This window comes from Gorillibacterium massiliense (genome assembly GCF_000455485.1).
Classification (GTDB): Bacteria; Bacillota; Bacilli; order Paenibacillales; family NBRC-103111; genus Gorillibacterium; species Gorillibacterium massiliense.
On sequence record NZ_CBQR020000089.1, the window covers coordinates 1 to 17037 of the forward strand.

Annotated in this window: 21 protein-coding genes and 1 pseudogene; 4 read left to right on the top strand and 18 right to left on the bottom strand. The window is 42.1% G+C overall.

The genetic code is table 11. The features are described from left to right. The 3 genes from TJ79_RS10120 to TJ79_RS28565 all read right to left on the bottom strand — a co-directional run. Positions 1-546 (bottom strand): MBL fold metallo-hydrolase (locus TJ79_RS10120; RefSeq protein ID WP_040950191.1); only part of this gene is annotated, 546 nt, incomplete at its 3' end. Continuing rightward, a complete protein-coding gene (locus TJ79_RS28560) occupies positions 543-926 on the bottom strand; it encodes a hypothetical protein (RefSeq protein ID WP_337588937.1) in 384 nt (127 codons plus the stop codon). The genes TJ79_RS10120 and TJ79_RS28560, both read right to left, overlap by 4 nt. Continuing rightward, entirely contained in the window at positions 914-1303 is a 390-nt protein-coding gene (locus TJ79_RS28565) for a class I SAM-dependent methyltransferase (protein ID WP_337588938.1), read from the bottom strand. The genes TJ79_RS28560 and TJ79_RS28565 overlap by 13 nt, the downstream gene beginning before the upstream one ends. A 157-nt stretch (positions 1304-1460) precedes the next feature. Between TJ79_RS28565 and TJ79_RS10130 the strand changes: the two genes are divergently transcribed. After that, entirely contained in the window at positions 1461-3224 is a 1764-nt protein-coding gene (locus TJ79_RS10130) for an alpha-glycosidase (protein ID WP_040950192.1), read from the top strand. Between the two features lie 125 nt (positions 3225-3349). On the opposite strand, the gene TJ79_RS10135 is transcribed toward TJ79_RS10130, so the two are convergent. The 15 genes and pseudogenes from TJ79_RS10135 to TJ79_RS10200 form a co-directional block, all read right to left on the bottom strand. After that, the gene (locus TJ79_RS10135; RefSeq protein ID WP_040950193.1) at positions 3350-4108 is read right to left on the bottom strand and encodes an SGNH/GDSL hydrolase family protein; all 759 of its coding nucleotides are present in this window, start codon (positions 4106-4108) and stop codon (positions 3350-3352) included. A gap of 200 nt (positions 4109-4308) precedes the next feature. Further along, positions 4309-4413, bottom strand: a pseudogene (locus TJ79_RS10140) (LuxR C-terminal-related transcriptional regulator); the annotation flags it as partial. 11 nt (positions 4414-4424) lie between these two features. Further along, positions 4425-4922 (bottom strand): hypothetical protein, encoded by a 498-nt coding sequence (locus TJ79_RS10145; RefSeq protein ID WP_040950194.1) that lies wholly within the window; start codon positions 4920-4922, stop codon positions 4425-4427. Positions 4923-4946: 24 nt separating this feature from the next. Beyond that, complete coding sequence (locus tag TJ79_RS10150) at positions 4947-5912, bottom strand: ParA family protein (protein WP_052339454.1); 966 nt, start codon at positions 5910-5912, stop codon at positions 4947-4949. Positions 5913-6022: 110 nt separating this feature from the next. Next, positions 6023-6727, bottom strand: a complete 705-nt coding sequence (locus TJ79_RS25880; protein ID WP_155987838.1) for a hypothetical protein — start codon at positions 6725-6727, stop codon at positions 6023-6025. Between the two features lie 74 nt (positions 6728-6801). Further along, on the bottom strand, positions 6802-7932 hold the full coding sequence (locus TJ79_RS25885; RefSeq protein ID WP_052339456.1) for a hypothetical protein: 1131 nt from the start codon (positions 7930-7932) through the stop codon (positions 6802-6804). A gap of 137 nt (positions 7933-8069) precedes the next feature. Then, on the bottom strand, positions 8070-8954 hold the full coding sequence (locus tag TJ79_RS10160; RefSeq protein WP_040950195.1) for a hypothetical protein: 885 nt from the start codon (positions 8952-8954) through the stop codon (positions 8070-8072). A 363-nt stretch (positions 8955-9317) separates the two neighbouring features. After that, a complete protein-coding gene (locus TJ79_RS10170; protein WP_040950197.1) occupies positions 9318-10934 on the bottom strand; it encodes a recombinase family protein in 1617 nt (538 codons plus the stop codon). A gap of 100 nt (positions 10935-11034) precedes the next feature. Beyond that, positions 11035-11205, bottom strand: coding sequence for a hypothetical protein (locus TJ79_RS27165; RefSeq protein WP_155987839.1), 171 nt, complete (start codon positions 11203-11205; stop codon positions 11035-11037). A gap of 209 nt (positions 11206-11414) precedes the next feature. Further along, positions 11415-12200, bottom strand: coding sequence for a DNA-methyltransferase (locus tag TJ79_RS10175; protein WP_238322930.1), 786 nt, complete (start codon positions 12198-12200; stop codon positions 11415-11417). Further along, a complete protein-coding gene (locus tag TJ79_RS10180) occupies positions 12197-12742 on the bottom strand; it encodes a DUF1281 family ferredoxin-like fold protein (RefSeq protein WP_040950198.1) in 546 nt (181 codons plus the stop codon). The genes TJ79_RS10175 and TJ79_RS10180 overlap by 4 nt, the downstream gene beginning before the upstream one ends. A 14-nt stretch (positions 12743-12756) precedes the next feature. Beyond that, positions 12757-13008 (bottom strand): DUF5348 domain-containing protein, encoded by a 252-nt coding sequence (locus TJ79_RS10185; protein ID WP_052339457.1) that lies wholly within the window; start codon positions 13006-13008, stop codon positions 12757-12759. A gap of 402 nt (positions 13009-13410) precedes the next feature. After that, positions 13411-13962 carry a crossover junction endodeoxyribonuclease RuvC gene (locus TJ79_RS10190; RefSeq protein ID WP_040950199.1) on the bottom strand — a complete coding sequence of 184 codons (552 nt, stop codon included), beginning with the start codon at positions 13960-13962 and terminating at the stop codon, positions 13411-13413. Beyond that, positions 13959-14837, bottom strand: a complete 879-nt coding sequence (locus TJ79_RS10195) for a hypothetical protein (RefSeq protein ID WP_155987840.1) — start codon at positions 14835-14837, stop codon at positions 13959-13961. The genes TJ79_RS10190 and TJ79_RS10195 overlap by 4 nt, the downstream gene beginning before the upstream one ends. A 4-nt stretch (positions 14838-14841) precedes the next feature. After that, complete coding sequence (locus TJ79_RS10200) at positions 14842-15360, bottom strand: TOTE conflict system archaeo-eukaryotic primase domain-containing protein (RefSeq protein WP_040950201.1); 519 nt, start codon at positions 15358-15360, stop codon at positions 14842-14844. A 149-nt stretch (positions 15361-15509) separates the two neighbouring features. Between TJ79_RS10200 and TJ79_RS28090 the strand changes: the two genes are divergently transcribed. The 3 genes from TJ79_RS28090 (at position 15510) to TJ79_RS10215 (ending at position 16533) form a co-directional block, all read left to right on the top strand. Beyond that, positions 15510-15671 (top strand): hypothetical protein, encoded by a 162-nt coding sequence (locus tag TJ79_RS28090; protein WP_238322932.1) that lies wholly within the window; start codon positions 15510-15512, stop codon positions 15669-15671. Between the two features lie 107 nt (positions 15672-15778). Further along, on the top strand, positions 15779-16129 hold the full coding sequence (locus TJ79_RS28095) for a recombinase family protein (RefSeq protein WP_040950203.1): 351 nt from the start codon (positions 15779-15781) through the stop codon (positions 16127-16129). Then, complete coding sequence (locus TJ79_RS10215) at positions 16126-16533, top strand: hypothetical protein (RefSeq protein WP_040950204.1); 408 nt, start codon at positions 16126-16128, stop codon at positions 16531-16533. Before TJ79_RS28095 ends, TJ79_RS10215 begins: the two co-directional genes overlap by 4 nt. The last annotated feature ends 504 nt before the right edge of the window (positions 16534-17037 follow it).

Consider the following 17037-nt stretch of genomic DNA (forward strand, 5'->3'; position numbering starts at 1 on the left):
GACGAGATGCCCCGATGCGTGGCCAGGCGTCTCCAGCGCCAGCCAGCTTCTGCCTCCCATGGTTATGGTGTCTCCGTCACACAAGACGGTCACTTCCGGGTGAGGACTAACCATCGGGACAAACCCGTTTAGATGCGGAATCAGCTCAGCGAGATGAGACTCGTCCATCCCATGCTTTTGAAACAGCCGATAAATCGCCTCCGTCAAGATCGGATCATCACCCCACAGCCGCTGGGCTTGCAAACGTCCCATCTCTGAGAGATAAACCGGCGCTCCGGAGCGTTCCTGAAACCAGCCGGCAAGACCGTAATGATCCGGGTGATGATGGGTCAGCACGATACGGCGGATATTCCCAAAGCCGATCTTTAAGCTTTGCATAACCGTAAGCCAAGCTTCTATCGCCTCAGGCGTGTTCAAGCCCGGATCGACGAGAGTATACCCTCCTTCCGCTTCCGGTAACAGATAAGCATTAATGGTTCGCAGAGGGAAAGGCAACGGCATCTTGATTCTGAATAATCCTTCCAAGGTGTCGATTCGGCCGTTCATGACTCCATTATCCCTCCCTTGATGCCCGTCATGATGATACGCGAGGATGTCATCTCCTCATATTCGCTGCCATCATAATCTCCATAAACGCGCTGCAGGTGCAACCCCGCTTGGGCTAACATGGTCTCAAAATCATTCAGCGAGTACAACTTTACTTGTTCCTCATAGTGCCGCTCCGGCTCACCGGCATGGGCGCCAGTATGAGTGATGGCGATTTTTTTTCGCACAAATCCGTCGGCTATGGACCGGCGTTCCTTAATCAAGGTTTCCTCGTCCAAGCGTTCGGAGTACGGTACAAGGGTTTTCCGGACCACCTCGGGATTCAGAAAATCAATCAGGAATTTGCCGCCGGGAGCGAGCAGTCGTGTTATTTCCTGCAAAACCTTGAGGTTCCTCCCCGTCTTACCGTAAAATAACCGAAGGACGTAAACAAGTTAACAACGGCATCAAAAGGTCCGGACAGCGGAATCCTGCGCATGTCCCCTTTCACCCACTTCATGCGGCCAGCGGGATCCAACCGCCGTGCCTCGGCAAGCAGAACGTCGGACAGATCCACTCCCGTTACCTGATACCCCGCATCCGCCAGAGCCATGGAATGCCGCCCCATGCCGCAGCAAAGATCAAGAACCTCCACTCCCGGCTTGAGCGAAAGCCAGCGGACCATTTCATGAACCTCCGCCTGGGCTCTTTGAAAATCCCTATGTTTATACACCAGTAAGTAATCTCTCCCGAAGCTCCGTTCATACCAACGTTCCATCCGATGATTACTCCTTTTTATGGGCAAACTATTGTTACCATTGTACAAGTACGCCGCCAGCCTGAAAAGTAGGGAATGGATATCTTAGCCGCTGATTCTTCCTGGCCTCTGGCGTGTAATAGAAAAGAAGCACTCGAATAGAGACGGGGGAGACGCGATGCATCTGGAAGCTTTTTACCACGGACAACGAAACAACTGGTCCTACGCTTATGATAAACGGACCATTCACCTGCGCTTCCGCACCAAACGAAACGATGTGGAACATGTCTACGTGGCAGCCGGGGATAAATACGATTGGGGACGCACCTACCGGGAAAAAGAGATGCTGAAGACGGCTTCCGATGCGCTTTTCGACTACTGGGAAGTCGCCTTCCGCCCAAAATACAAACGGCTGACTTACGGCTTTAAAATCACGGCTGGAAACGAGACCGAATGGATGACGGAAAACGGCATCACCTCCTACCAGCCGCAACCGCCGGGAGGCTATTTTGAGTTTCCTTACATTCATGCGATCGACGTATTTACTCCTCCGGAGTGGGCGAAAAACGCCGTGTTTTATCAAATCTTTCCCGAACGCTTTTGCAACGGAGATCCTTCCAACGATCCAGAGAACGTTGAACCATGGGGATCGGCGCCTACCTACACCAACTACATGGGCGGCGACCTGAAAGGCGTTCAGGACCATCTGGACTATTTGCAAGACCTGGGTGTAAACGCGATTTATTTTACCCCCTTGTTCGAATCGCCGGCCTATCACAAGTACGATACGCTGGACTACAAAAAAATCGACCCTGCTTTCGGCACCAATGAGCAGTTGAAGGAACTGGTGGACGAATGCCATCGCCGGGGGATTCGGGTCGTGCTGGATGCAGTGTTCAACCACAGCAGCGAAAATTTTTTCGCGTTCAAAGACGTGCGGGAAAAGGGAGAACAGTCCAAATACGCCGACTGGTATCACATCCACGAATTCCCCGTGCAAGTGAAAGACGGCATCCCGACCTATGATACCTTCGGTTTTTTCGGTGCCATGCCCAAACTCAATACCGCAAATCCGGAAGTGAAGAAATACTTGCTGGATGTTGCCCGCTACTGGATCGGAGATATCAAACTGGACGGCTGGCGGCTGGATGTGGCCAACGAGATCGACCATCATTTTTGGCGGGATTTCCGATCTGTCGTGAAGGAGGCCAATCCCGACGCCTATATCATCGGCGAAGTCTGGAACGATTCCATCGCCTGGCTACTTGGAGACCAGTTCGACTCGGTGATGAACTATCCTTTTTCCAGCAAAGTGTTGGAGTTTTTTGCAAACGGCAATCTGGACGGTTTCTCCTTCGCCAATAGCATGGGGTACTTGCTGATGCGGTATCCGCAGCAAGCCAATGAAGTTGTCTTTAACCTGCTCTGCAGCCATGATACGGACCGGGCTCTCACCCGCTGCGGCGAGGACAAGCGCAAGCTGAAGCTGGCCGTCGTTTTTCTGATGACTTATATGGGAACGCCCTGCATTTATTATGGTGACGAGATCGGACTCAAGGGCGGCAACGATCCGGAATGCCGGAGGTGCATGGAGTGGGATCCGAAGAAGCAGGACCATGAACTTTACGACTTTTACAAGCTGATGATCAACTTGCGCAAAAACAACCAAGTGCTGCGCAGCGGTCAGTTCCATTTTCTCAAGGCGGACTTGGGGGATAAACGGATCATCTATGAACGGATTGACGACAGCATGCATTTCATGATCTGGATGAATAATCACAGCGAACCGACGACGCTTACGCATCCCTTCGAAACCGACGACTGGATAGACGCCCTCTCCGGTGAGGCTGTTCACATCCGGGATGGGAAGATGTCCATCAGCCTGGACCCCTTCGGCTTCCGTATCATCAGCCGCAAGCTGGCCCCCCAGGAGTGGGAATGAGCGCAAGATCAGCAGACAGCCTGTCCCATTTACCGGCGCAGACCATGCAAACAGACCGCTCCCCGGCAAAAGTGCGCGGAGCGGTCTGTTCGGGTTTTATTTCGGTTTGATCAATCCGATTCCCTTTACAATTTGTTCAGAGCCGCTACCAACATATCGGTATAGGCCTTGGAGCCGGTTGTGGTTAAGTGAACCCCGTCTTTGGAGAAATACTCGTTATGATGCGCGCTTGTCCCAAACCAGTCAATAAGGGTTACATTCGGAAAGCGATCTGCCGCATCTTTGAGCGTCGCATTCACGTTCGCTTCCCAGTCGCGGGGAACACGCGTATTCACGAGCACAATATGGGGAACATCCTTCAAAGTTTCCAGAAACTTTTCAAACTTGCCGCGGCTAAGCACACCATTCGTGCCTAAAGCGATGACGACCGTCGAACCGAGCTTGCCTTGGGCATGAAGGCTTGAGATGATATCTTCCCCGTTGCGCATCTGGCGGCCGACCTTGCCATCGACATGAATGCTGGGCAGTGCTTGCTCAATGTAGGGTTTAATATCCAGCATAACGGAGTCGCCTACCACCGTAATCTGGCTTCCGCTATTGGCCGTCGGCTCGGCGGTCTGCTTCTGGTCGGCTAGTGTTGCCGGCTTGGCGGAAGACCCCGGAGTCGCAGAAGCCTCCGGACTTGCGGTTGACTCCAAGGTTGCGGCTGCCTCCGGTTTTACCGATGCCGGATGATCCTTGTCTGCCAGGGATGCGCTGTCTTGCGTGATTGCCTGGGTAGGTTGAACCGGTTCGGCCGCTTTCTCATCTTGCTTTGAGCATGCCGTCAGCAGCATTCCAATCAACGCGACGGAGAGGATTCCGAATGGTATGGTTTTCTTCATGAGAACTCTCTCTTTCCTTTTTATCTGGTTGAGCCATTTCTGTTATAGAATAGGCGTATTCTCATCAAGAAAGGTTGCAGAATTGTTACCCATGTATATTTTTCCACGCGTTTCCAGCCGGCCTTTTCGCAAAAAAAAGATTCCGCTGTCCGGCGGAATCCTAAAGGGGTATAAAGTTTCAGCCGGGTCGCAGCATCACACTAAATCTTCAGCTCCCCAAGCTTGATGAGCTCAACAACCGCTTGCGAACGGCCCTTGACGTTCAGCTTTTGCATAACGTTCCTCATGTGGTTTGAAACACACCGAACAAACTCATCTATAACATTGTTTTAGTTCGCTTTTGATTGTCTAAGTACGACTTGATATTGCTGAATACCTCATTTTTAGTTACTTTACCCTTTATTAAAATTCCAGTTAATAAATAGTACATAAACTTTAGATCTGTTAGTGATAATTTCTTTAGGGCATCGTCTGAATTTGATACGTATTCAGTGAAAAATACATCCTCAAAGTATTTGTATACGGAGTAGTTATCGTTAATCAAGAAATTATCGACAGTTATTGAGTTAATTTCTCGGATATCAATTTCTACTTTTGGTTTAACCGTTGTTTGCTTTTTTTCCAAAAATGAACGTTCATAATTTTCCAATTCAACTATTGACTGCTGAACCAAATTACATGCCTGTTGTAATTTTGAAAATAAAGCTTCAGGGCATGTCTGACTCAACTTATCCTTTTCATTTTCCAAAAGCAATGATAATTCTCGAGCTTTTTTTAGAATTTTTTTTGTTTGTATGGGCTTACTTGCTTCCATTTGCTAACACTCCAATCACTACGATCACCTTGTAATTTGAACTATTTGTTCTGTAATCTTCTCATATTCAGTATGTGCAATAGTTCCTGATGTATATCGTGGTATATCCACTAAATTATCGATATCCTTAAAAAATATATGTTTTGAACTAAACGACTGATAGTTATTATATCTAAAATCTTTAAATTCAGGTTTTGAAATTAATGAATCTATATTAGTTGCATTTATCGCATCATCTAGCTCTTTGAGATACCTTACATCTTTTTCTCCTCTACGTTCCTTATAGATTGTTTCAAGTACTCCGATCAATTTCGGCTTTTCTTTAAAAACTGTATGAAGCAATATGCCACCGATTTCATTATTCATTGCGTAACGAGTATGAACATCTTCAATTTCCGTAATATAATCTGGCACCCCATTGATACTAATTTTATCACCAATGGTAGGAATCAAATAGTAATCTGAAGCAAGAAAAACACTATGAATCAACATATTACTGGTGGGTGGACAATCAAATAAAATATAATCATATTCATCGTCTAGTGCTAGGTCATCAATAAACAAAGCCATTATAAACACGTTAAGGGGATTCTGTTCCATTCTTGAAGCCAGATCATTCAATCTAGCATTACGATAGATTAACGTTGAAGGTACAAAGTCGATATTGGTAGCCAAGTGCTTAATTACCTGAGGCTTTAGTTCATGTAAATAAGATTTTATGCCCCGTTCTTTTCTCATCAATAAATCCAGATCCGTTAAGTTATCTCGAATATAACGACTATACAGTTCAATAATATGATTTAACGAAAACTCTGAATAGTTTTTATCTGCAATCTTACTTCTACAAATGTCAGATAGAGAACATTGCGGATCAAGGTCCAGCATTAGAATTTTATGATTTTTTCGTGCAAGCCACAGCCCGATTTGATAGACGCTTGTAGTTTTACCAACTCCACCTTTGTAATTCCCAAAGAAAATCTTCTTTGCCATCTTATAATTCCTCCATCTTTAGGTTTTTGGTTGTACAATTCAAGATTCACATCATATGTAATAGATTCGATTTTTTAAAATATGCCTTATGTTTCAGGAATTCTAAGACTTCAAAATAACTGGTTCAGTTCTTCTAACTCGCTAGGTGTTAGCTTATCAACACTAACAATCGTATTTACTTTCACTCCAAAATCAACAAATTTCAATCCGAGTTGTTCAGAGTAATCGTAAGTGACATACTCTATCCTTTGCTTATAATGATCAATAAAAGGATTGTTTTCTAAAAAGTCAATAAATTGCTTGGAACTAGGGACGCCTACATAATATTCATCGAGAATAGGAGTAGAGTGGAAACTATCCTTATGCATAAGATGTTTACGTGGAGGTTTTCTCAACAAATAACCCAAGAACCCAATATCGTCGATAGCGTAGACTCCCTCAATTTTCAATTTTTCACCTTGTGATGTATTTGTAACGACTATTCTATATATACAATTTATAGATTTAATACCAAGTCTAATCTTTATTTCCTCCAACTTCTCCTCATGTTCGTAATAATCAGCAATTCTATTCAATTGATTCACAGCATCGTGTATTTCCTCCAAATTCCTCATATATTCTCGATATGAAGTCGGATCGTTTAGATGCTTAGCCTCCACAAAAAACAAATCATTGTTTAATGAAAATACAGCATCACATTCATAATCTTTCTTTTCCAAATGAATAACGTGGATTCCAGCTCTTTGAACAGTTGTTCTAATTTGCTCTTCAAACAACTCTCCCTTAATATTAACTTCCGCTTTTTTACTTTTCAAATTCGATAGTAACGCACGAGAAGGATCTGTAACTGATGCTATAGAAGGAAGAACAATATATTCCTCGCCGACCTTTAATAGAGGGCAGTCAAACAGATCCTTAGATGCTTGTCAAATACCAAAGCATCAAATATTTTTTCAGCATTCTTATGTGTAAGTCCCCATTCGATGAACAAATAAATCCATTTTTTCTTAGTTTTCGATACACAAACATCGCTTAGAGAGACATGGGTATTCTTTGATTTTAGTTTTCGCTTTTTCATGAACAGTTCGCATTCAACTGCAATAATACTGTAGGCTCTAATAAACTCAGCAATGGATATATCAAGAAACTTCAATGCCAAGTCTCTCGTAGAGAAATATTCTTCTATAAACTCACAGGTCATTCGTTCATTATAGGAAATAAAATCAGTTGGCGGCAGTTTCCTCGTTTTTGAAATTGTTGAACCATTTCCGAACATTTGCACCTGAGTATAACTATGTTTGGCTTGCTTGGCATTCCGAACATCTAAAAATTTCATGTGTGAGATCTGTTTTCCCATTGTTCTGTCACTTTTCGAATATGCCGTAATAAAATCGTCCTGTTTAATATCTACTTCAAAATAGCTCCAAGCTTCACGAAGTATATCAAGAATTTCTCTGTATTCTGAACTTCTCACATGTGAAAAAGCAATTTTTGTAATTTCAAAATCTATCTTCAATTCCGAATTTTCTAATGGAAATTTTTTGTGCTTAATAAGATACTGCAACACATTCCCTGAGGATTCAGCCACATTTTCAAAAAAATCAGCTCTATTATTATTGAGTTCAGAGTACTTTAACCTGTTAATGTCATTAGATAAAAACAATTCTAATCCAATCAAATATGCAGCTACATGTAGATCGTTGGGAATTTGCTGCTCAATTGGGCTAACATAATCATCAGTCAACCTTTTATATAGACTGTTCAGTATTGTAACTTCTGTCTGAAACGCATTAAGTTTTTTAGTCTCATCATTATCGGATATTAAACTCTGTACTGTTTCCATTGCTCTATTAAACATTTTTTCATTTTTGGGTTTGCCTGAGCCAAAAAAATCAACGCAAATCCCTGTCTTTTTAATCAATTTCAGTGCTTCATCTAAATTGTGATTTCGATACGTATTGCTAATTATGTCACTGAGGATCTCAGCATTTTTAATCTCTTCCAGTTCGTACATAAACATAAACTTTGCCCTCCGTTAATTCAAGCTAAGGAAACCCCTGAATAGGTATGCTATCATAGATATATTACCGACGAATAATTTCCAAAATAAGAACCAAGCGATGCCTAAAACGAGCATTCGCTTGGTTTTTTCTTTTCTTAATATAAACCTAAATAATACAACAACTCGAACATCTGCATTAGAAACTTCGAGTAATCGAAAGCCTGTCCTCTTCTTAAACCCTTTAACGTCTGCTGAATGCTCAGCCATTTCGTATGCATTTTAGGACTTGTGAGCCTGAACTCATTTTCGCGTATTTGCTTTAATTGCTCCAAGTGTCTGGATAGGACTTCTTCGTATGTAACCTTCTCGGAAGATTCAACTGACACACTTGATACTTGGAGGGAAGAAGAAACCATATTGTTCCGTTGTTCTCGTATTCGCGCTAACCTTGCCAATTCCTGTTCTTTTAGCTTTCGCTGTAACTCATGCTTAAATTGCTGCTCAATTCTATCCAATTGTTTCGTGGACAGAGGAAGTCCAATCCCAATCTGTTGAGTAATAGGATCAGGTAGAGGGAGACCCTCATAATACTCAGGTAACCGCCAGCCCCGTTCAAACTTGGTTAGAATATCATCGCGTTCAAGATCAATGGTATGAAATCCATTGGTTATATCTTTGATAAGATCGGGAGATAGCATTGTATAGTTGGTTAAGCAGGTTTCCCCGAGTCTATAGGTTTTATTTTCTTGACGATGGTGAACAATGAAGCAAAAACGAAGCGGCATCCCGCATTCGCACCGATAGGGACGTTCTCCGTATCCGCCGTCTAAAATCTCTTTTAACTCCCAATCATTTATTTTGTTCCAAATGTCTGTGGTGGACATATTATCCTGAAGAACGATGCCTTTTTTCCGAGCTAACTGCTCTAGCCATTTGCTCTTTTTGCTTTGTTTCACATAGTCTTCGAGAAAGGCACGTTGTCTATCGTCTAACAGTTGAGTAAATCGGTTGACCTCATTCTCGGTTAAGGGCTTCGGCATCAGGACACCTCCGACATTGAAGGACTTAATTATCCAAATTGTAGCATATTTATCCCATTATTTGATCTACTCTAAATTATCGGACATCATTTTAATAATCAGGTTGATCTCGGAACATAGAGACCTAATATCCGTATCCTGGTCTGGCTTGTTGCAATGACATTTTTCTTTCTATTTGCCCTGTAAATCTTGTTACTATACGATTCCGCATATCTCGCTAATGTTGATTCCATTATTTCTAATAGTCGGTTAGTAGACTCAATTTCATTCTTCAATTCTTGCAAGCAATTCGCAACAATCATATTCTTTCTTTTAGCCATTGATAGGTTCCTCCTTGTCATATATCAAAAAAGAGAGTGCGACTTACACACTCCCCACCTCAACCGAATTCGTTTGCATTTCACTTAATGGAATACCGAATGTAGTCATGACTTTAACTTCGCCAGATTGATGTACCGCGATTTCCGATATAAGTCGTTTCAGGATCAGTTGCATCTCGTCAAACTGATCAAAATCAATATCTAGCAGTTCATCGAGCATCTCCATGACGTTCTCGTATAAAGCTGTCAAATCCATTTGCTGTTGTTGCTCGGAAATCATACGAGCCAAGCGTCCTTCAAGCTCCTTAATCTCAGTTTCGTACGAAGATTTCTCGTGTTCGTACTGTTCTTCATCTTCGATTTCTCCAAGCATTTTCGCTTTGCGAAGTTGAAACACACAATCGCGATTCAACGTTATTGCCTTTTTTACTTTAGTAATTTCAAGTTCAATATCGCGCTGGTTTATTCTAATGAGTCCTTTGTGTTTTTCGAACAATTCTTCTGCGGAGGATATCTCTCTGAAGGCTGATGAGAGCCATTCAAGCAGTTCGTCACGAAACGGATAGTAAGGAAGCCAATAATTGTTATAACAACCTGCATCCCCTTGTCTACGCCTCTTGGAGCAGATGAGATAGCGATACTCTTGCCCCTCTGGGTCCGTCTTACGAGCCTTGGACCTCATGCTAACCATAGCAGCTCCACAATCAGCGCATTTGATGATTCCTGCAAACACATTTGCTTTATTACGAATACCGCCTCGCTGTCCACCACCTCGTTCTAGTCGTAACTTCTGTGCTAACCAAAACGTCTCTTCATCGATGATGCCTTCATGCGTGTTTGGGTTATTCGCTTTTTTCCATTCAGATCTGTCGCGCTTGACTTGTACTTTTCTACGGTCAGCCATATTGTTGATATCAGGGAAGATTTTTTTCGTTTCATATTTACAGAAGGTATTGCTTCCAATGTACGCCTCATTCTGTAGTATCCCTTGGACTGTAGAGAGTCCCCACAATTTCTTGATCGGCGCATGGATTCCTTTTTCATTTAAGTAATTAACAATTGCTTTCTCACCCATTTTATTAGCGGTGTACAGTTGGTATATGGTCTGCACAACATGCTTTGTTTCCTCATTAGGAACTAATATTTTAGCCTTATCCGTAACTAGCCTCTTGTACCCATAAGGGGCTTTACTACCTGTAAAATTCCCTTTAGCTGCCGATTCCCTTTTTCCGCGGCGAGAACTTTCGCTGATCTGTTCGCTGAATTTCTGGTTTACAGCTGACATAATCGTAAATTTTAACTCATCCAAGTCGACTCCTGAATCATATCCTTCGTCGATGGAGATAAGCCGAACGCCTAATGCATTCACCAATTTCCTCTTCAAATCCAATGCGTCACCTGTATCACGAGCAAAACGCGACATAGCAGCAAAGATAACAATATCAAAACGCCTTTTCCGAGCGTCTTCGAGCAGTTGCTGTATGGCAGGGCGGTCTATAATCGTCGTTCCTGTATCTCTGTCCTCGTAAACTATATCTTCGCTAACTGCAAACTCCATCTGCCTTGCTCGTTCTTTACATACGCTTGCCTGATGCTCAGGGCTGTCTTTCTGGCTGTCTTTGGTTGTACTTACACGTACATAAATAGCTGCTCTTTTCATTTTTATTTCTCCTTTTATATAAAAGCAAATCCCTTTGGCGTAAGATCGTTCACCAAAGGGACCGCTGGAATGTATTGAGTTCAAGCTACGATAGGCTTGGTTATACTGCACGTCCTAAAGCTGCGATTTTTTTTACTCGGTTGTTATTGGCGTGGAATTCATCTACATTTTTATGAACCACTTGTTTGGCAAGATCATCGATAAGTTCATGTAGGTTGCCTTGCCCTGACTGAATGTGAATACGGAATGATTTATTTAAATCCCTTGACATAAGGGCATTCTCCTCTCGGTATTTCGATATTTTATTTTTATGTGGCTCTGATCTTGTACTATTACAACCCCTCAGTGGAGGGAAGGAATCTCTTGTTTGTTGGTGACTATGAATTATAGCTCGATCCAGGAAATTCTATAAACTTCGCTCTATATGAACTGCTGACAGCACAGGAATTATCAAGAGTAATGAACTGGTTCGCGAACTTCCTAATCTTCCAACAAGTGCGACACTGTGTTCTTCAAATCATCGGTATTCTCTAAGCGAATATTGGCTAGCTCTATGTATGCAGTTTCTCGTTCAAACGTGATGAAATGGCGTCCTGTTATTTGTGCTGCCAAGCATTCAGTGCCGCTTCCACAGAAGGGAATAAGCACAAGGTCTTCACGGTCAGAGTGCAAATTCATTAGTTTCACCGATAGTTCAAGCGGCTTTTGGCATGGGAACTTGCCGTGCTTCTTTTCCCTTGGCGGAGTAAGACTTGTTGTAAACACGTTCGTTATATTTTTACCGTCATTGATTTTGTGAGCATAGCTGCGCTTATATTTACCACCAGATTGTTTTGTTGCCCATATGATAGATTCCGTTGCGAATCTTGGATTTTTCCCTAAGAAGCTAGGTGGAGGATTAGTTTTCTGCCATTCATACTTGATTTTTATTTGGAAGCCAATCTTCGACATCAGATAACCAACTTGAAATAGGTTATGGTGCGTGCCGTAGCAGAGGATCGAGCCTTTCGGCTTTAGCACCCTGTAGCATTCCTCTAACCAAGCCTTGTTGAACGTCTCAAAATCTTCTATATAGTCCCATTCTTCATAGATTGTCTTGAACCTCAAATGCTTCATATCTGCGTTAGCGCCATCCTTAGCAATATTATACGGAGGATCGGCGATGATGAGATCAATGCTATTGGAGGGAAGCATCTTCATTCCCTGAATGCAGTCACGTTGGTAGATGCGGTTGAGTTGGATGCCTGGTATTAGATTGTTTATCATTTGAAAATCCCCTCAACCAAACGATTGATTGCACGAATGCTTCTATTCTCAATGAGATCGTTTAGCTTATTAGCATTCAAACTCTCACGTCGAGGTACATATTCGTATTTGAGTTTTCCAGCTTTATATCTGAGAACACCTTGATCGGAGCCTCTATTTCCTGAATCTGACCAGCAAATTTGGAAATCTAACTTTTTATTCATAGTTGATAATTTCTTCACGATTTGAATTACAGCTCCATTAGCTGTGGTTAAAGAAATGGTGTTTGCATTAATATAACGTGCCGTTTCTGGATTCCATTTCGTTCCCCAGTTATTATATCGCCAGTCCACAATTGCATGAGAAAGGGGCATTTTTATACCCTTTGCTTTCATTTTTTCAGTGAAGTATTTATCGTCAGGAGTAGGTGCAATCTTTTCAAAATCCAGTGTTAGCTCTGGTTTTTCATCGTGCGCCTCATCATCTTTCATTGAAGTGATAACTTGTTCGACTTCTTGTTTTGTTCCAAAAATCGTGAGTAGGTTTGTGATATAATTTGCCACTTGAATTTCCCCTTTTATGGAATGATAATTTCGTATTGTTCTTTTGGATGAAGCTTGAATCTTTTGTTGCTGCTAATGACATACCAGTCGTTGTCCATCTCGATTCGGCATTTCAGTTTCTGTTCGCCAATTTCCAAGTAGAAAACATCTCCGCAGTGGAGATAGTCTATCAGCCAGGCTTCTTTGCCAGACTGATATCCCCATCGGTCATATTCCTTGTCGTATTGCAAGATTGAAGATGCTGGCGTTATTTCCGTTGATTTCATGAGAATTCCTCCGTCGTTGGATCGCTTGTTTCCCCGTTATGCTTTGCCGTATTAGGATGACGGGCGATATTCAGTTTTCAAAAGAGCAAAGGGAGTCCTATTGGACTCCCTGGGGGTTGGCTATAAACCAAAAACACCCAAGGTTTTACCGTATGAGAATCGTTTCTCATCTCATCTTCTATTCAGTTCCTATCTTCAAGGGATAGACTGCTCCCTGTTAGATAGGCTGATTAGAAGTAAAAAATTAAGATGAGCGCTTACTGTGTGACTACTGCCACTCAGTAAGACCGATTCCGCACATCCGAAGATGTCGGTATCCTTGGGTGTTACATATAAAGTTTAATTTGTCTAAATCGCTCGAATGAGCTTGATATGAATTCTAGCAAAGCAAGGCTGCAACTGTCAATCATTTCTTTTACCATTTTCCACCGATTGCACTTCGTCGCCTAATCTATCCATAATGACATTCGCGTGCGGATAAGTGAAACGACTCCAAAAAAAGCCCATAGAAAGTGCATCGCTAACATTATGGTCGTATGATGGGATATATTTGAACTGATTATAAAAATAATTGTATAATGTCATCTTCTTACCATCGGGCAGGTTTAACATGTTCTTAATACCATGTGTTCGCCATGTAGTGACATGTATGCTTTCGAATGGAATGCCTTTACGCCAGCATAAACTTTCTATGGCGTAAAAGAGCATGCAGAGCTTACGGTAAGTCCTCACATTACGCTGCATCTGAATTTCCTCGATTACAACGTGCTGTATGTCATAGGCGGCAATCATTTCAACTAGCCAGTCTTCAATTTCTAACAGTCGATTCATGATTTCAGTTTTTCCGTTCAATTGCAGTAATCCAGCTGCTACTAATGTACATGATGAAGCCGAGACATGATAAACGCTGTACCCGAATTTGAGCAGGGACTGATCACAGAAGAGAACGTTCATAGCGGCTTTTCCTCCGTATTGACCAGTGCATATGTATCCTCGAAAACTCCTTGGAATGTTGTCGCCCCTGAGGGCAATGTTGCATCGGGACGCCACTCTTCCAGTACTCGCATATAGTAGCTACTCGCCTGTTGCTTGTAGTAGCTACCTCGTTGCATTAGCATTAATTGCCCGTTCTTCATCAACTCTTTCACTCGCGCATGTACCGTACTCTTCTTACAGCCTGTAATAGCCCCGATTTGTCTGATGGCAAAGAAGAACTGCCCCTGATTATTGAACATTCGACCAAGTATGATAATGCACCATACGATTTTTCTTGTCGTTTCATCCTTAATAGTACGGACATAGGCTATGTCCAGCTGACTGACACGAACCTCATCGCAAATCATTGCTGGGAAATGCTTGTTATTGTCATAGATGCCTTTTACGTCAGATTGTACGTCCGAGATGATTTCCTGTTCTGTACTATTAGATCTTCCGCATTGCCTTTCGTTCATTGCCCACTCAATGACCTTCTTCGCAGTTTCCTCACGACTGTATCCTTCATGCTTATAATACAAGATTACAAAAAGCTGATAATAATGACGGCGGCGAGTTGCTTTCATCTCTTGGGGGTCCATTCCGAATTGAATTAACTTCTGCGCTAATGTATATCCTGCAAACAGGCTTCCCTGCGGAATTTCGGCAGTAAGTTTTGATTTCGCAACATTAGAATTGCATTGACAGGATTCACTTATATCCTCATTCATTTCAGGTTCGATTGTTCGCCATATCTTATAAAAACGGTTAATATCCATTGGGCGGATTTGCAGGAAATATTCTATTGCGTCATTAAGAGCTTGCAAATTATGCCCCACAAATAAGGTTCGACGCATAACTTTACGATGAATCCCGAAAGGGAGCTTGATGCCGCCGACTGTTCGACGGTTTCTCGGGTCGAAGCTCAATATTTGTTTTAGAGACACCAAGCTGTGTACGGATGAAATCCCCAAATGAAACCAACAGTTCAATTCTTATCGGGGTTTGGAAGAAGAGCCAGAGATGCCAACCTTTCGTTCCGCTTTCCTCCAGATGAATATCCTCGGCTTGGAAACCGTAATTCTTGAGCAATTGGATTAGCCCTAATGGAATAGCTGGGTCTTTAACATCGATGTCAAAAACGAGAAATTTGCTATGACTGCCCTTATAAAAGCAGCCAACTGTCATGCTTCCCATCAAATGCTGTTCTGTTTGTACATCAGTTAATGTTTGGTTGGCAACTGTACGATAATCCACACTTTCATATTTACCGTATTGCTGAATAAATCGTTTGCGTTCACCGAGAATAAGTTCGTTTATTTTAAGCGTAAGTTCTTGCTTGCGTAGTTGAATTTGGCTTTCGATTAAATCTTGTTTCATGTTCTTTCCTCCATAACATTTGAATTATGGAGATTATATTTTGTATCTGAGAGAAGTCAAATTTCAATATGTAAAATGTTGTAATTTATCTGATTCTGGACACATCACTATCTTTTTTCTTCCTGAACTGAACAGAACTAAAAACATCCTTGGCAAGAGAGAAAGAAGCAGCTATACTAGGCGCTATAGATTTACTGGATAAATATGGAGGTTATAAAGATGGACATGATTACACCACAATTAATCATATGGATTGCAATAGCCCTGATCATACTAAGCAGGCTGGACATATTGCTGAAGAAAACAGCTAGGAAAAGCAACCTGAATGCGCCAGAATTTTCAGCTTCAAGATACCGCTTGAGATTTCAGCAAGAATATGACACGGATGAAAATAACAAACATCTTCATTTCACAATCAGTGAAGGAGAAGCTGACCATCAACATTAAATCACAGAAAATCGGATTTTATATTCGCGGCGAAACACCGCGCACTTTATCGGCACAACAATATGACCTTCAACAATTTTGTAAGGACTATAACATTCCAATCGAGGATGTCCTCGTTATTCGAGATGTAGCTGGCTCAGATGGATTGCGTCCTCAGTTGGATCAGGTTATGCGAGGAGAGTGGAGAATTGACATACTGGCGATGAGGTCGCCCCATATCCTTCATTTATTTCATAATGAGTCGGAGCAACTTGCCGAAAAGTTGAGGAATCTAGGCATCGCTGTACTGTACGTAAATTCCAATAAGGAGCAATCCGTTTGACCTATTATGGAACTGTAAGTCTCACCAAACAGAAGTTGTATCTCTTAATTGCATCCAATATCGTCCTAACCGCTATCAGCATCATGTTTTTCCTTGGAAATTTCTCTTGGTCCTTGCTTATCGTATTGCTGGTTCTCACGTCATTGTTGTTTATTGAACTGCATTTTTCGGAAAGGAAATCCAGTGCGTCAATATCATCAACCGAATTTCACTTTAATCGCGCTTATCTATTTGGTTTTCTAGCCATCAATCGTGTCTATCGATTCACACATACGCACATCATTCAGGAATGTATTGATGAAATTGAATCCACTGGAGCCGCGACATTTTCGAGCGATACCCTTGATGAGGCGACACATGCAACCATTGTTTTTTATCGAAATGGGGCAGTTTTTTTCGAGTAACAGTACTATTTCTTAGATTATTTCTGTGATATCGACGGGTTTCTTACGTATTTTCAATCGATTATATTTCACAGGACGGACTAATCCAATCCTGTGTTTGATCAAGTATCTATTCCATCCCTCAACAAAAACCGCAATTAAATATGCATCGGATTTAACGCACCCATTCATTTTATCTGATCTATCTGCTGTATCAGATCCAATAGAGATATTGGGTTTGATAAAGCAGATACATCGGAGTTATAGAATAGGTTTGTTATTTCCCATCCATACCGTATATTAAGAAAACCAAGCAGATGCTCTCGATTAAACGAGACGACTGCTTGGTTTATTGTTCTTACATAACATGATCGAGTTGTCGTAATACGCTATCCAATTCCTCTTTGCGATGTAACGTGTAGACTTCTGTGCTGGAAGTATGCCGATGTCGAAGAAGCTCTTGGGTCTTCTTGATATTGCCCGTCTGGTCAATAATTCGCTTGCCGAACGTGTGCCGAAGCTGGT

Excerpts from the sequence above, each read along its gene's own strand:
- TJ79_RS10195 (WP_155987840.1), bottom strand. The coding sequence starts at position 14,837 with ATGCGTCGAACCTTATTTGTGGGGCATAATTTGCAAGCTCTTAATGAC.
- TJ79_RS10175 (WP_238322930.1), bottom strand. The coding sequence starts at position 12,200 with ATGATAAACAATCTAATACCAGGCATCCAACTCAACCGCATCTACCAA.
- TJ79_RS10130 (WP_040950192.1), top strand. The coding sequence starts at position 1,461 with ATGCATCTGGAAGCTTTTTACCACGGACAACGAAACAACTGGTCCTAC.
- TJ79_RS10150 (WP_052339454.1), bottom strand. The coding sequence starts at position 5,912 with ATGGCAAAGAAGATTTTCTTTGGGAATTACAAAGGTGGAGTTGGTAAA.
- TJ79_RS25885 (WP_052339456.1), bottom strand. The coding sequence starts at position 7,932 with ATGTTTATGTACGAACTGGAAGAGATTAAAAATGCTGAGATCCTCAGT.
- TJ79_RS10190 (WP_040950199.1), bottom strand. The coding sequence starts at position 13,962 with ATGAACGTTCTCTTCTGTGATCAGTCCCTGCTCAAATTCGGGTACAGC.
- TJ79_RS27165 (WP_155987839.1), bottom strand. The coding sequence starts at position 11,205 with ATGTCAAGGGATTTAAATAAATCATTCCGTATTCACATTCAGTCAGGG.
- TJ79_RS10200 (WP_040950201.1), bottom strand. The coding sequence starts at position 15,360 with ATGAAACAAGATTTAATCGAAAGCCAAATTCAACTACGCAAGCAAGAA.
- TJ79_RS10135 (WP_040950193.1), bottom strand. The coding sequence starts at position 4,108 with ATGAAGAAAACCATACCATTCGGAATCCTCTCCGTCGCGTTGATTGGA.
- TJ79_RS28565 (WP_337588938.1), bottom strand. The coding sequence starts at position 1,303 with ATGGAACGTTGGTATGAACGGAGCTTCGGGAGAGATTACTTACTGGTG.
- TJ79_RS10145 (WP_040950194.1), bottom strand. The coding sequence starts at position 4,922 with ATGGAAGCAAGTAAGCCCATACAAACAAAAAAAATTCTAAAAAAAGCT.
- TJ79_RS10160 (WP_040950195.1), bottom strand. The coding sequence starts at position 8,954 with ATGCCGAAGCCCTTAACCGAGAATGAGGTCAACCGATTTACTCAACTG.
- TJ79_RS10170 (WP_040950197.1), bottom strand. The coding sequence starts at position 10,934 with ATGAAAAGAGCAGCTATTTATGTACGTGTAAGTACAACCAAAGACAGC.
- TJ79_RS10185 (WP_052339457.1), bottom strand. The coding sequence starts at position 13,008 with ATGAAATCAACGGAAATAACGCCAGCATCTTCAATCTTGCAATACGAC.